This is a genomic window from Oribacterium sp. P6A1, from assembly GCF_000702885.1.
Lineage (GTDB): Bacteria > Bacillota > Clostridia > Lachnospirales > Lachnospiraceae > Oribacterium.
Genome location: NZ_JNKO01000009.1, coordinates 33,365 through 47,339, shown reverse-complemented (window position 1 = coordinate 47,339; position 13,975 = coordinate 33,365). Strand labels below are relative to the sequence as shown.

The following is a 13,975-nucleotide window of genomic DNA, read 5'->3' as shown; positions in this document are numbered from 1 at the left end:
TCATAAGTCTGCCTCCACTTGTGCTTACATCATCATATTTTTACGGGATTATTCTGAAAGACAGTTATAGGAGATTTTTGATGCCGAAGAAGAAACGGGAAATGCAATATCGCTATTATGAGATGCCGGAGGATTCCTTCGTCCTGCCCCTTATGGGTCAGACATGGGTGAGGAGTTACGGTGACGGTATCGATTATCTCCATTTTCATAACTACATGGAGATAGGTATCTGCCATGAGGGTACGGGAGAAATGATATATGAAGACAAGTCATATCGTTTTGAACCGGGATGCTTCACCATCATCCCTCCCAACTATCCCCACACCACAAACTCCGACCCGGGAACCCTGGGATTCTGGGAGTATCTGTTTGTGGACTGTGAGGGGCTCATGAATTGTATCTTCGAAAAGAAAGAGGACAGTGCAAGAGCCGCTGTGGAAGAACTTTACAGAAGACCCTATTTTTTTGAAAAAGGACAAGGGGAAGCTCTGAAAAATGATATAATGACTGTATTTCGTGAGCAGAAAGAGAGAAAGCATCTGTTCAAGCAGAAGAGCGATGCCTTCCTCATAGATCTTCTTACGGAACTCATCAGACTGAACGAGTCGGGGGAAGAAGAAAGGCGGGAAGAGACTGCTTCTGTCAAGAATGAAGTGGGAGATATGGAACGCCTTATGCCTGCCCTGTCACATATCAAGGCACATTACATGGACGAGATATACATAGGTGAGCTTGCGGATCTCTGCGCTTTGTCCGAGACTCATTTCAGACGTTTGTTCCACGAGAATCTGCATCTCTCACCTCTTGAATATGTTAATTCCATACGTATCCATGAGGCCTGCAGAGAGTTAAGGACCACGGACAAGCCCATAAGGACCGTGGCCTTTGAGACAGGATTCACATCTATTTCCACTTTCCAGAGAAATTTCTTCAAGTTTGTAGGCATGCCTACTCACGAGTGGAGAAATCATCCGGAGAATTACGAATACAAATTACAACAGTATAAGATAAGCACCTATGAAGGATGGTGACATACACGGTCAACGGAGGCTGTGGCAGATACATTTGTATTTGCCATGGCTTTTTTAAATATCCCATATTCCGGAGGAATGTGGGATGCCGCCCAGCCGGCGAGGCTGGTTTCGGCTCAGCCGAAATCAAACGAAAATGCCTGCGCCGAAGGCGTAATTCAATGGCATTTTCTCATTATATCCGGAGAATGACTTTGCTCTTATAAGTCTTTAAAGTCCTAAAGTTTGCCTGGTCTTGGACTTGCCACTGCCTTAAAAAGCCTAAAAAACTATTAGGTTTTTGCTATGGCGGTGATAGGTATATGCACTAATGGGATTATAGGACATATAATAAAGCCAAGACTTAAATTTGCACGCATAATTGCGGTAATATTTGAAATGTTAAGGACATATAAATAATGCGTCCTTTATGGGCAAAATGCAACAAAATTCACCATTGCAAACTTAATGTATAAATATGCAGATAAATAAGCATAAAAGGACGTCTACAGGGTATAAAATGCATAAATAGTGCATATAAAAACAAGTTGACAAAAAGCATTTCAGGACGTACCATTTATACATATACCGATTGAAAAAGTTATGGAGACTATTCATTCCATAACAAAAACGAGGGAACCGTTCCAGCTTACGGCTTTTTGACAGGTCTGCCGGCAGTGTATTGCACCAGAGGTCAGAACCTGATTGGCTGGCGTCCCGGATGGGAGGAGAAAGAATGAAAAAGTTAGTATCATTAGTGATGACAGGTGTGGTTGCCATGAGTGCATTAACAGCATGCGGAGGTTCTCAGGGCACAGCAGCAACTGCTACAACAGCAGCAGGTTCATCAGCAGAGACAGCTGCAGCAGCAGGCTCAGGCTCAGCTTCCGGTGAAGAGGTTGTTTTCGGAACAGGCGGAACAACAGGCACATACTACGCAGTAGGCGGCGTTATGGCTACAGTGCTGAATCCTCTTATGAAGAATTCACATCTTACAGTTACTTCAACCGGTGCTTCAAAGGCAAACATCCAGCTTATCGATGACGGTGATGCTGATATCGCTATCGTACAGAACGACGTTATGTCATACGCACACGACGGTTCAGACCTTTTCGCAGATGAAGGTGCTTACGAGACATTTGCACCGGTTGCAGGTCTTTATGATGAGACAGTTCAGATCATCACATGCACAGATGATGTGAAGACAGTTGCGGATCTTAAGGGCAAGACAGTTTCCGTAGGTGATGCAGGTTCAGGTGTTGAGTTCAACGCACGTCAGATCCTCGATGCATACGGACTTTCATTCGACGATATCAAGGTTGTCAATGCTTCCTTCGGTGATTCAGCTGATTCCCTTAAGGATCAGAAGATTGATGCTGCGTTTATCGTAGCAGGTGCTCCTACAACTGCAGTTGTAGACCTTTCAACAACAAAGGATATTCATCTTGTAGAGCTTGATGATGAGCACATCAGCACATTACAGAGCAAGTACAGCTTCTATACACCGACTACAATTCCTGCCGGCACATACAAGGGTGTTGACGCTGATGCAAAGACTGTTTCAGTAAGAGCTACCATCATTGCTTCAACAAAGCTTTCTGAGGACGTTGTCTATGAGATGCTGAAGACCATGTTCGACAACAAGGATGCTCTTGCAGCAGGTCACGCAAAGTTCGAGCTTCTTGACCTTTCGGATGCCACAAAGGGTATCACCATTCCGTTCCACCCGGGCGCAAAGAAGTACTATGAGGAGCAGGGCGTTTCAGTCAACTGATGAACTTTGATTCCGGAATAAAAAAGTATGTGAAAGTAGCGGTGATTGCCTTTTTGGCAGTTGCCGCTATGGTTGTTATTTATATAGAGATATTTGGAATAGGATTTTTGACTCTGAGAAATGCATCGGACGGAACTCTCTACGGAAGATTCCCCGTCAAAGTGGGAGATACCTTCGGTATAGGTTTCATACATTCCGTAAACAAGAGCCCTCTTACGGATTTCTATGAGATAAAGGAAGACGGAATTTACGTAGAAAAAACCGTTTATTATGGTTTTGGTGCAGGAGTCCAGACAGAGCTTTCCGAGGGGGAAAAGCTCACCTACGGACCGGACGGAAGTATGATAGTATCCGGATTCGACAGGAAGATGGATGATCTGACCTACTTTGTGGGAACCGTATCCGATCATACATTAACTATAAATAACAAAGAGGGTATAAGCCTTAGAGATCTGTGCGGCAGAAATGCCAGAGTCAGATTCTCTTATGAGAAGTGGCGCTTCTTTTGATGCCACGGGCATCACAGTGTGAGTATATGTGGTAAAATAGTTCTATCCTGAACTGTAACCTGATTTACCTTTATTGATCAGAGATTTGGAGGGATAGTGCGAAACCCCGGAATAAGCATTGGTACTCACCAAAATAACCGATGGAATGGAGGACACAACTTTGGAAGAAAGAACAAAGAACATGACAGAAGCTGTGGAGAGTAAGGAGACTTTGACATCACAGGCTGAGCAGTCTCTTGACACACAGGCTGCCGTAGACGAGATCATGAAGAAGTATGACCGTGAGTCAAACACCAGAACCTGGACAGGAGTTCCTGATATCGTTATCAAGGCACTTCTTGCAGCCTTCTCACTTTTTATGATCTACATGAATCTTTTCGCAGTGTGGGATGAGCGTATCAGACGTCCGCTGTTCGTCGGTATAGTTATTCTTTTTATCTTTATTCTTTTCCCTGCGGGAAAGAGCCATCATGCTAAGAAGCCAAATCGTATTCCGGTTTACGATGTAGTGCTGGGACTTCTCGGATCAGGAAGTTTCTTCTACTTTGTAATCAATAACCGTGAGATCATAAATCACGCAACACGAATCAATCAGACGGAGATTATCCTTGGTGTTATCGGAATCCTGGTGCTTGCAGAGTGCTGCCGCCGTGTTACGGGTATACCTATCGTTATCGTTGCAGGTCTGTTCGTGGTTTATGCATTTACCACCGGAGCTTCCCTTCGTAAGATAGTTTACAACCTGTTCTATACCACAACAGGCGTTATCGGAACACCTATCGGTGTCTGCAGTACATATATCGTTCTTTTCATCATTTTCGGGGCCTTCCTTGAGGCAACGGGTATCTCGGAATTCTTTATCCAGTGTGCCAATGCTCTTGCCGGTTCTGCTACAGGCGGACCCGCAAAGGTTTCCGTTATCTCCAGTGCTCTTTGCGGTATGGTTTCCGGTTCTTCCGTTGGTAATACCGTTACAACAGGTTCCGTTACCATTCCTATGATGAAGGATACAGGTTTCCCGGGAGATTTCGCCGGTGCCGTTGAGGCAGCTTCCTCAACAGGCGGACAGATCATGCCTCCTATCATGGGTGCGGCTGCATTCCTTATGGCTGAGATGATTGGTGTTCCTTATTCCAATATCGTAGTAAGAGCCATACTTCCGGCTATACTTTATTTCACCGGAATCTTCCTCATGGTTCACCTTCGTGCCAAGAGACTGGGACTCAAGGGTATACCTAAGGAGAATCTTCCGAAGTGGAAGGATCTTCTTCCGAAGATTTATCTTCTTATCCCTCTTGCAGCTCTTATTTATCTTATCTGCGCAGGTTACACCATGAGCCGTGCAGCTATCATTGCTACAGTGCTTTGTATCGTTGTCAGCATGTTTGACAAGAACCACCGTATGGCACCGAAGGATATTTTTAATGCCCTTGTTACAGGCGCCAAGAATACTCTTTCCATTGCAGCTGCATGCGGTATCGCGGGAATCATCGCAGGTGTAGTTACCATGACAGGTCTCGGTCAGGTATTTATTTCTGCTATCGTAGGTGTTTCACAGGGAAATCTGCTTATAGCTCTTTTCCTCACCATGCTTTGCTGTATCATCCTGGGAATGGGCGTTCCTACAACAGCTACATACATCATCATGGCTACAACCTGTGCGCCTATCCTTACGACAGGTATGGGACTCAATGCACTTAGTGCCAACATGTTCGTATTCTACTTCGGTATCGTTGCGGATATCACACCTCCTGTTGCTCTTGCGGCTTATGCGGGCTCCGCCATTGCGAAGGCCGATCCTATGAAGACAGCATTTAACGCTACAAGACTTGCCATCGGAGCATTCCTTGTTCCTTATATCTTCTCACTGAATCCGGCTATGCTCCTTATCGACACAGACGGAATCAGTGTTGTGATGATCGTTATCACAAGTTTCATAGGTATGTTCGCTATCTCAGCAGCGCTGGAAGGATATACCATCAGACCTATCAATATGGTTACACGTATCCTGTGTGCTGCAGCAGGTCTTATGATGCTTTATCCGGGAACTGTGACCGACGTAATCGGCGTAGTTATAATCGCTGCCATCATCGGTTTAGAGATTATTCAGAACAAGGGACCTGAGAAGGAAAAGCAGGCAGCTTAAAACAAAAAATGATATAAAAAAAAACGGGTCGGTTTTTCGACCCGTGTTTTTTTAATTGCAAGGCTCGTAATCTCTTTCGAAGCCTGTTCTTTCACACCATACCCAGTTGCAATTTGGCTTGTACTGGACCTGATATCCCTCGATTGAACCCATATCGTAACGCACTGCGGTTACTTCATGAGTTCCGTTTTTTAATCTGAATGTCTTCATTTTCAATGCCTCCAATAAAAGGGTTTTCGATACTATACACGTTATGAACGATATTGGCAAGTTTTGACTGAAAATGAAGAAACAGGTTAAAAATCTACATTTCTTATAAAAAAATAACAGTAAAGAACATGTTGACTTATCCAGCTTACACAGTGGATGTTGAACATTTTCTTACATGTTTGTCTATTTATTGGTGGTAATATAAAAAATTAATCATCATAGTGACCCGAATATCATCGGTCTTAATGAAAATCATTAATGAAAAACGTTAATGAAAAACATCCGGGATATAATAGCGGGAATCCACGGTTTACAGTGTCCCCAGCCTGAATTCTTTTTTCGTGGCATCATCCTGCTGGAAGTATTCGGGATATTCATTTGTTATCCTGCTGTCATCAAATTCGGGACGGCGTATATGATGGAGCATGGCGTCGATGGCATTTTTCTGATCGTTTTTTTCAAGAAGTCTTACTATGTTTTCGTGCTGTTCTATGGAGCTTGATGCCGCTGCCTCATCCTGCACAAAAAGTATACGCATACGATCATAATGTCCGCACTGCTGCTGTATGATATCCCATGACATAGTCTCTTCAACTGCAGCGAAGAGAAGACTGTGAAATGTATCGTCGGCATTCAGGAAGCTGACGAAATCCCGTTCCTTTACACAGTTTCTCTGTTTTGTGATATTGGCCATCATACTGAAGATGGTTTGTTCTTTTATCTCCGAAGTTCCGTGTTCCATGAACTTTCGTACTATTCCGAGTTCCAGACTTTCTCTGAGAAATTTTTCCTGATTTGCCCGCTTCAGATTTATCTTTGAAACCGTTGTCTCTTTCTGCGGGATCATCTCCACAAGGCCCTGTTCCTGAAGCTTCAGAAATGCCTCTCTGACAGGAGTTCTGCTCACATTTAATTTAGTTGCTATTTCCTGTGTGCTCATGGTCTGTCCGGGCTTAAGGTGCAGGGATAAGATATTCTTTCTGAGCTCTTCATATACCAGTGTCTGAATTGATTTAGCCATGGATGATAGTACCTCCCTAGAAAATGCTAGCATGCTAGTATAGTAGCACACAAAAAGTTTAATTGTACATAGTTTGCGAGAAAATGCTTTATACACTGCAATATTTGTGCAAACAGCACAATACAAGTGTGCTCAATACTGACAAAATGCAAATAGACCGCTAACATACTAACATGCTAGTATAACAGCATGAACAAAAGAGCAAAGGCGGCATACAGTAAATATGTCTTCTTTGCAGTGGGATTATTAAAACTAAAAAAAGCTTACGGAAAAAAAGAAGAGACACTAAGGAGGTAATTATGAAACGATTAACAGCAACTATTCTTGCAGCAGCAATGGCAGCTTCATCACTTATGGGATGCGGATCAGGTACAGCAGCATCTTCAACGGCCGGTACAACAGCGGATAACGGAAAGAAAGAAGAAAGTACTGCAGCATCCCAGGCTTCAGCAGGCGGTACATATACATTGAAAGTAAATACTGCTCTTACGGAAAACGATCCTCTTTACATCGCTTTAACAGATGTATTTGAGAAAACCGTGGAAGAGAAAACAAACGGTGATGTCCAGGTTGAGGTTTATTCGGGATCCCAGCTCGGAAATGATGAAGATGTTCTGGAGCAGGCACTGGTAGGAGATGCGGTGGGAGTTATTACCGATCCGGGAAGACTCAGCAATTATGTTTATAACATTGGCGTACTTCAGGCACCTTATATCGCAGACAGCTACGAGGATGCTCTTAAGCTGTTTGAAACCGACACCTACAAAGGCGTTGCAAAGGAAGTTGAAGATAATGGTTTCAAGATCCTTTCCTTCAATTATTTCCAGGGAGAGCGTGAGCTTTTCACAAAGAATCCTGTAAAGACGCCGGAAGATCTCAAGGGACAGCGTATCCGTTCATCAGGATCACAGGTAGTTACAAGCACACTTGAAGCTATGGGTGCCAATACTTCCGTTATGGCATGGTCAGAGGCCTATCAGGCGCTTCAGCAGCAGGTTATCGAGGGTGTTGAGGTTCATCTTTCCGCAGCTGTAGGTTCTTCAATGCAGGAAGTAACAAAGTATCTTGCATTCACTGGACATCAGCAGCTTCTCACAGGACTTGTTATTTCAGGTTCATGGTTCGACAAGCTTCCTGATGAGTATAAAACCATTCTTGAGGACGCAAGCTTTGAGGCAGGCAAGAGTGCTTCCGAGCAGGTTATCGCAAGAAATGATGAATATCTGAAGACCTTACAGGACGGCGGAATCGAAGTTGTTGACTGTGATAAGGAAGCTTTCAAGAAGGCCTGCGAAAAGGTTTATGACGAGCTTAAGTACACAGAAATCAAGGCACAGCTTGATGCAGAACTTGCAAAATAAGCAGCATTTGAAGTAGGAGAACATGATGATTAAAACCATTGAAAATGGACTTGATAAGCTGGAGACCGTGATAGTCTGCGTGGGACTGGCTGTCCTGATTCTGACAGTTTTTGCTGCGGCGGTTCTCAGATTCTTCGGAATCGATATGTCGATGTCGACTGACATTGCCCAGCTTGTTTTTGCATGGGTGAGCTTCATAGGAGCAGATCTTGCCATGCGTAAGAACAAGCACATGGGAGTTGATATGCTGATGAACAAATTTCCGGCCACCCTTCAAAATCTGATCTGGGTATTCAATTATATTCTGATATTTATTTTCCTTGCAGTTGTCACATATTACGGAGTGGACCTCTGCATCAGAAACGCTGCAAGAAAATACCAGACACTTTATATCAGCTATTCCTATGCAACAGTAAGCTGCCCCATCGGATGCTTCCTGATGGCGCTGACTTCATTGAAAAGAGTGATAGAGCACGCACGCATGCTGCTTTGTCCAACAAAGAAAAATCCTGATGCAAAGGAGGCTGTCGCATGATCTATCTTGGAATTTCTTTTTTCGTACTGCTGGCAATCGGCGTTCCCATCGCATTCACTGTTGGCCTTTCTGCCATGGCATATTTCCTTTCCGGACAGGTGCCCATGCAGATAGTGGTACAGAAGATGGTCAGCTCGACACAGTCATTTTCACTCCTTGCAGTTCCGTTTTTCGTTCTTGCGGGAAATCTCATGAACGAGACAGGAATCACCTCAAGACTCATCAAATTCTGTAACCTGGTCACAGGACACATGAGAGGCGGACTTGCACAGGTATCGGTGCTTCTTTCATGTCTCATGGGCGGAATCTCCGGCTCGGCTACAGCGGATGCTGCCATGGAGAGCCGTATCCTCGGACCCGACATGGAAAAAAGAGGCTATTCAACAGGCTTTACAGCTGCAATTCTTGCCATGGGCGGACTCATCACTTCCACCATTCCACCATCTCTCGGACTCATCCTTTACGGTGTTACCGGTGAAGTTTCCATCGGAAGACTGTTTTTAGGCGGACTTGTTCCGGGCATTCTGATGACAGCCGCTCTCATGATAGCGGTTGCCATCATCTCAAAGAAAAGAGATTATAAGCCGGAGCATGAGAAGTTCCCTCCTCTCAGTGAGGTTTTTAAGGGACTTATCGACAATATCTGGGCCCTCCTGTTCCCTGTTATCCTCATCGTGGGTATCCGTTTCGGAATCTTCACTCCCTCTGAGGCAGGAGCATTTGCAGTAGTTTACGCCCTGGTTATCGGAATGTTCGTTTATAAGGAGCTGACAGTAAAGAAGCTTATCGAATGTCTCTCCACCACGGCCATCGACCTTGCGGTCATCATGTTTATCATCATTTGTTCCAATGCTTTCGGCTATGCCATCGTCACGGGACGTTTACCTCAGACTCTGGCCACAGCGATCACAGCATTGTCAAACAACAGGTATGTGGTGCTTTTTGTTGTCATGCTGTTTGTATTCTTTGCAGGAATGTTTATGGAGGCTACTGCCAATGTTCTGCTCCTTACACCGATTTTCCTCCCCATCATGCAGAACTACGGAATAGATCCGGTACACTTCGGAGTTATGTATATGATACTTATCACCATGGGCGGCATGACACCTCCTATCGGAGTCACCATGTATACCACCTGTTCGATTCTGGGATGTTCGGTGGAGACATATACGAAAGAATCCATTCCTTTTGTAGCGGCTATTGTGGTACTGCTTGTGCTGCTTGCAGCATTCCCTCAGCTGGTACTGTTCCTTCCGAATCTGGTATACGGCTAAAAAGCAGAAATCAACGGCGAAAACATGGTTTTATAGAGGAGAAAGATAGAATGAGATTATCAAAGGAAGAGATACATCAGGAAATAAAGCGTGTTTTTATGAAATACGGTCTTCCTGAGGAAAAGGCAGAGATATGCGCCCGGGTTCACACAGAGTCCACCTATGACGGAATTTATTCCCACGGAATCAACAGAGTGGCGAGATTCGCTGATTATCTTAAAAAGGGCTGGGTGGATCCTAAAGCAGAACCGACGGTTGAGAAAGATCTCGGGGCGGTAAAAATCATAAACGGAAATATGGGCCCGGGAATACTCAATGCGCTTTTTTGCGCGGATCAGGCTATGGAGATGGCAGAGAAGTATGGCATAGGTATGGTAGGACTAAAGAACACCACCCACTGGATGAGAGGCGGTACCTACGGTAAATATGCTGCAGAAAAAGGTTATGCGGCTGTCATGTGGACCAACACAGAGGCATGTATGCCGGCATGGGGATCGAAGGAATGTCGTCTCGGAAACAATCCCTTTGTTATGGCCTGTCCGGGACCAAAGGATGGTCCGGTGATGCTTCTCGATATGGCTATCAGCCAGTATGCCTACGGAAAACTTCAGGTACTTCGTCTTGCGGGAAAGAAGCTTCCTCTTCCCGGTGGATTTGATAAGGACGGAAACATTACCGACGACCCCGGAGCCATCGAGGAATCCATGCGCATCATGCCTATAGGTTACTGGAAGGGCTCAAGTTTTTCAGCCATGCTGGATATTTTGGGAGCGATCTTAAGTGACGGCGTAGGTGCGGCTGATCTCAATGCTTCCGAAAAGGGCTCATGCGGCGGCTGCTCTCAGGTGATGATAGTTATAGATCCGAAGAAGATTTCCGACGGCGATAAGATGAAGGAGACTATCAGAAGAGAGATTGAGTATATCAAGGGCGGAGAACCCTCTGAAGGCAGTAACGGAGTTCATGTTCCGGGAGAGGGCATGGAAAAGTTCCATAAGGATCATGATGAGAACGGAATCTTTGTTGATGATTCTGTGTGGGAAGAAATAAAGGCGCTGTGATTTAGAGCCGATTAGCTTCACATCTGTTGGTTATATATTCAGACAGTAAAACGGCCTTTGATAGATGAGAAGTCTAAAAGGTACTATACATATTCTTATTTAAATAGTGATGAACGGCGGAAATGGGGTGACCCTTTCCGCTGTTTTAATTGGAGGTTCAGATGATAGTTGATCACATTGAAAATATCGAAAGATACAAAGGAATAAATGATACTGTGCTGAAGGCACTGAACTGCATAAAAGAATTTGCAGCAGAACCGTCGAAGGAAGACGGAATATATGAAGTTCTTCCCGGGGAGATCATACTTCATGTCATAACGAAAGAAACTCACGACAGAAGTGATGCAAAGATGGAGATTCATAAAAATTTCATGGATATCCATTACATGATAAAGGGATCGGAGAGCTGTCACGTTTCGGAACTGCCTTCCATTGAAGAGATAGATTACAGTGAGGAAACCGACAATGGTTTTTGGGATTGCCATGATACCGGAAATGTTAGGATAAAAGAGGGTGAGTTCTATGCAGTATGGCCCCTGGAGCCCCATTGTCCGTTATGTAAGGCCGGAGATGAAAACAAAACAGTCCGGAAGATAATCGCAAAGGTAAAAGTGAAACGTTAGAAAAAACAGGAATATCAGAAACCCCTTAATTCAAAAGATTTTTTATAAAATGCATGGAAACTTGATATTTTATCGACTGAAGGAGCCCGTATAATACAGCATATAAAAATACGGAAAGTGATACATCATGGAAAAATGTCTTGTTTTCTGTGAAATCCTGATATGGAGCATCGGCACTTCGCAGGAGGAAATCACAATGTCCGGTGTTTATGAAAGAAAGGGGTAAGTGAATGATATATTATGTATAAAAAACACCCGCTTTATCTAAAGTGATAAAGCGGGAATTTTGTTTCGTCATATTAGGGGGATTGTTATATCAAACAATCTTAAATGTCAGTCATTATTTGGGAAGATAATTCTGTCTGTTTCAGTATAACCTGAATGTAAATTCGCTGCAGGTCAATATTTATTTATCAACAACATTGACTTCTTCAACGCCTGTAACTTCCTGGAACTTGGACTCATCAAGCTGGCTTGGATCCTGACCGATGTAAGCGAGGATACCACCGTCGATGTAAACCACCTGTCCGTTGATGAAATCTGATGCAGGTGAAGCAAGGAATACAGCAAGACCCTGAAGATCCTCTGTCTCGCCCCATCTCTGTGCAGGTGTCTTTGATCGGATGAAACGATCGAATGGAGCCATGGAACCGTCAGGCTGCTTCTCACGAAGAGCGGCTGTCTGAGGTGTAGCGATGTATCCGGGTCCGATGGCATTGCACTGGATGTTGAACTGACCGTACTCTGAGCAGATGTTCTTTGTGAGCATCTTGAGACCGCCCTTTGCAGCAGCGTAAGCGGAAACTGTCTCACGGCCAAGCTCTGACATCATGGAACATGCATTGATGATCTTTCCTGCCTTCTTCTCAATCATCTTTGGAAGAACAGCCTTTGAGCAGAGGAAAGGACCTGTGAGGTCAACATTGATAACCTGATCCCACTGCTGCTTTGTCATCTCTGTCATAGGGATTCTCTTGATGATTCCGGCATTGTTTACGAGGATATCGATTCCGCCGAACTTTTCCTCAACGTCCTTAACGAAAGCATTGACCTGCTCCTCGTTTGTTACGTCGCAGACAGCACCGTAAGCGTCGATTCCTGCCTTCTTGTACTCGGCAAGACCTCTGTCAACCAGCTCCTGATTGATATCATTGAAAACCACCTTCTTTGCGCCTGCTTCTGCAAAAGCCTTTGCATAAGCAAGTCCCAGGCCGTATGAAGCGCCGGTTACCCAGGCAACCTTGCCATCAAGTCTAAATTTATCCAAAATTCCTGCCATGATAATATCTCCTTTTTTAAATTGTGTGTATGAATGACCTTTTCGCTGAACTTTTATGTCATGAAAATGCATCCCTTTAAAAAGCATTTCCGAAGTCAGTGGGCTATCCATATCATTAAATCTGAGAATATGATAGATTATTCACAAATCCTGTTCAAGGGGTTGGAGGCAAAAATGAAAGCGATTTCAAAACTTTGTGAAAAGTGTTGTAAACCGGTTCACTATTTTTGTTTAATTTCATTACCGGGAGTATGATATAAGATAGGGAAAGGAATGCAGAATATGAGATATTATTTTAAAGCAGGGCAGAAGGACATCATTCTGGATGAGGATAAGGCGACATTTGAGGAACTGGGATACGAGATCCTCAGGGCTTTTAATATTTACCCCTCCAACATGTTCGAGTTTGAGTTTGATGACGGGGAGTTTACCACTTCGGCAGATTCTCCTGCGGCAACAGATGATGACGGGCAGGTGGCTCTTTCGTCCAGGATAAAAGATAAGGGATTAAAGCCCGGAGACATTTTCATGTTTATGTACGATTATTCAAATGAATGGACCAGAACGGTAAAGCTTCTTAAAATCGAATAACAGATTATTTTTTATATACAGGGCTAAAGTGACTTATAGATACATAAGTGTCTGCCGACGGATTTTGTAAAATGTTTATATTTATAAAATCAGGAGGAACAGTTATGCAGATTACAACCTTTAACCCTATGATTCTTTCATCTCATTCAGAGGATATCATCAAGCTTTTTGAAGAACTGGGCTTTGAGAGACGCCATACAGTGGAAAATGTAGATAATAAGGACATTACCAGTGTACGTATGAAAGATCCTAACGGATTTTATCTTGATGTTGCACAGATTCATACCGAAAAGGATATGACTACCATGCGTATGAATGTTCGTGACTTTGATGAGGCTTATGCATTCCTGAAGGACCACGGCTTTAAAAATGCCACTGGGGAAGATCATGCGGTTGTATCTGAACATGCAAAGTCCTGCCTTATGTTCTCTGCAAGCGGCTTCTCTATCCAGCTAACACAGCATATCAGAAAAGAAGATAAGTGATTTACTTATATGTAGGGTCATGGAAAAGCAATGTGGGCTATAAAAGCCAGTTGGTGGATTTTTTTTCAGATTTCATCATCCGGGCATAAGAATCAT

15 protein-coding genes are annotated in these 13,975 nt (G+C 43.9%); 12 read left to right on the top strand and 3 right to left on the bottom strand.

The window, feature by feature from the left end:
• The first annotated feature begins 80 nt into the window (after positions 1–80).
• From T515_RS08205 to T515_RS08190, 5 genes are all read left to right on the top strand, one after another.
• Positions 81–1,031: an AraC family transcriptional regulator gene (locus T515_RS08205; RefSeq protein ID WP_036609679.1), complete on the top strand. Its 951-nt coding sequence runs from the start codon at positions 81–83 to the stop codon at positions 1,029–1,031.
• A gap of 21 nt (positions 1,032–1,052) precedes the next feature.
• Positions 1,053–1,223 (top strand): hypothetical protein, encoded by a 171-nt coding sequence (locus tag T515_RS17360; RefSeq protein ID WP_155988332.1) that lies wholly within the window; start codon positions 1,053–1,055, stop codon positions 1,221–1,223.
• Positions 1,224–1,746: 523 nt separating this feature from the next.
• Entirely contained in the window at positions 1,747–2,784 is a 1,038-nt protein-coding gene (locus tag T515_RS08200) for a TAXI family TRAP transporter solute-binding subunit (protein ID WP_036609677.1), read from the top strand.
• Entirely contained in the window at positions 2,784–3,293 is a 510-nt protein-coding gene (locus T515_RS16575) for a DUF1850 domain-containing protein (protein WP_051671567.1), read from the top strand. Before T515_RS08200 ends, T515_RS16575 begins: the two co-directional genes overlap by 1 nt.
• A gap of 160 nt (positions 3,294–3,453) precedes the next feature.
• Positions 3,454–5,439, top strand: coding sequence for a TRAP transporter permease (locus T515_RS08190; RefSeq protein ID WP_330372649.1), 1,986 nt, complete (start codon positions 3,454–3,456; stop codon positions 5,437–5,439).
• A gap of 51 nt (positions 5,440–5,490) precedes the next feature.
• On the opposite strand, the gene T515_RS17355 is transcribed toward T515_RS08190, so the two are convergent.
• Positions 5,491–5,649, bottom strand: coding sequence for a hypothetical protein (locus T515_RS17355; RefSeq protein WP_155988330.1), 159 nt, complete (start codon positions 5,647–5,649; stop codon positions 5,491–5,493).
• A 310-nt stretch (positions 5,650–5,959) separates the two neighbouring features.
• On the bottom strand, positions 5,960–6,670 hold the full coding sequence (locus tag T515_RS08185) for a GntR family transcriptional regulator (protein WP_051671566.1): 711 nt from the start codon (positions 6,668–6,670) through the stop codon (positions 5,960–5,962).
• 299 nt (positions 6,671–6,969) lie between these two features.
• Between T515_RS08185 and T515_RS08180 the strand changes: the two genes are divergently transcribed.
• The 5 genes from T515_RS08180 (at position 6,970) to T515_RS08160 (ending at position 11,524) form a co-directional block, all read left to right on the top strand.
• A complete protein-coding gene (locus tag T515_RS08180; protein ID WP_036609676.1) occupies positions 6,970–8,031 on the top strand; it encodes a C4-dicarboxylate TRAP transporter substrate-binding protein in 1,062 nt (353 codons plus the stop codon).
• Positions 8,032–8,056: 25 nt separating this feature from the next.
• On the top strand, positions 8,057–8,566 hold the full coding sequence (locus tag T515_RS08175; protein ID WP_051671565.1) for a TRAP transporter small permease: 510 nt from the start codon (positions 8,057–8,059) through the stop codon (positions 8,564–8,566).
• Entirely contained in the window at positions 8,563–9,840 is a 1,278-nt protein-coding gene (locus T515_RS08170; protein WP_036609674.1) for a TRAP transporter large permease, read from the top strand. Before T515_RS08175 ends, T515_RS08170 begins: the two co-directional genes overlap by 4 nt.
• Positions 9,841–9,890: 50 nt before the next feature.
• Positions 9,891–10,901 (top strand): 3-dehydro-L-gulonate 2-dehydrogenase, encoded by a 1,011-nt coding sequence (gene yiaK, locus T515_RS08165; protein ID WP_036609672.1) that lies wholly within the window; start codon positions 9,891–9,893, stop codon positions 10,899–10,901.
• A 161-nt stretch (positions 10,902–11,062) separates the two neighbouring features.
• A complete protein-coding gene (locus tag T515_RS08160) occupies positions 11,063–11,524 on the top strand; it encodes a YhcH/YjgK/YiaL family protein (protein WP_036609670.1) in 462 nt (153 codons plus the stop codon).
• Positions 11,525–11,930: 406 nt separating this feature from the next.
• Here the strand turns inward: T515_RS08160 and T515_RS08155 are convergent, their stop codons facing one another.
• A complete protein-coding gene (locus tag T515_RS08155; protein ID WP_036609668.1) occupies positions 11,931–12,803 on the bottom strand; it encodes a gluconate 5-dehydrogenase in 873 nt (290 codons plus the stop codon).
• 282 nt (positions 12,804–13,085) lie between these two features.
• Here T515_RS08155 and T515_RS08150 point away from each other — a divergent pair, with 282 nt between their 5' ends.
• Together T515_RS08150 and T515_RS08145 are read left to right on the top strand one after the other, a co-directional pair.
• The gene (locus T515_RS08150; RefSeq protein WP_197026411.1) at positions 13,086–13,394 is read left to right on the top strand and encodes an IS1096 element passenger TnpR family protein; all 309 of its coding nucleotides are present in this window, start codon (positions 13,086–13,088) and stop codon (positions 13,392–13,394) included.
• Positions 13,395–13,498: 104 nt separating this feature from the next.
• A complete protein-coding gene (locus tag T515_RS08145) occupies positions 13,499–13,879 on the top strand; it encodes a hypothetical protein (RefSeq protein WP_036609664.1) in 381 nt (126 codons plus the stop codon).
• Positions 13,880–13,975 lie beyond the last annotated feature (96 nt).

Bases quoted from the DNA above. Each gene is read 5' to 3' on its own strand.
- T515_RS08205 (WP_036609679.1), top strand. From the start codon at position 81: ATGCCGAAGAAGAAACGGGAAATGCAATATCGCTATTATGAGATGCCG.
- T515_RS08200 (WP_036609677.1), top strand. From the start codon at position 1,747: ATGAAAAAGTTAGTATCATTAGTGATGACAGGTGTGGTTGCCATGAGT.
- T515_RS16575 (WP_051671567.1), top strand. From the start codon at position 2,784: ATGAACTTTGATTCCGGAATAAAAAAGTATGTGAAAGTAGCGGTGATT.
- T515_RS17355 (WP_155988330.1), bottom strand. From the start codon at position 5,649: ATGAAGACATTCAGATTAAAAAACGGAACTCATGAAGTAACCGCAGTG.
- T515_RS08185 (WP_051671566.1), bottom strand. From the start codon at position 6,670: ATGGCTAAATCAATTCAGACACTGGTATATGAAGAGCTCAGAAAGAAT.
- T515_RS08180 (WP_036609676.1), top strand. From the start codon at position 6,970: ATGAAACGATTAACAGCAACTATTCTTGCAGCAGCAATGGCAGCTTCA.
- T515_RS08175 (WP_051671565.1), top strand. From the start codon at position 8,057: ATGATTAAAACCATTGAAAATGGACTTGATAAGCTGGAGACCGTGATA.
- T515_RS08170 (WP_036609674.1), top strand. From the start codon at position 8,563: ATGATCTATCTTGGAATTTCTTTTTTCGTACTGCTGGCAATCGGCGTT.
- yiaK (WP_036609672.1), top strand. From the start codon at position 9,891: ATGAGATTATCAAAGGAAGAGATACATCAGGAAATAAAGCGTGTTTTT.
- T515_RS08160 (WP_036609670.1), top strand. From the start codon at position 11,063: ATGATAGTTGATCACATTGAAAATATCGAAAGATACAAAGGAATAAAT.
- T515_RS08155 (WP_036609668.1), bottom strand. From the start codon at position 12,803: ATGGCAGGAATTTTGGATAAATTTAGACTTGATGGCAAGGTTGCCTGG.
- T515_RS08150 (WP_197026411.1), top strand. From the start codon at position 13,086: ATGAGATATTATTTTAAAGCAGGGCAGAAGGACATCATTCTGGATGAG.
- T515_RS08145 (WP_036609664.1), top strand. From the start codon at position 13,499: ATGCAGATTACAACCTTTAACCCTATGATTCTTTCATCTCATTCAGAG.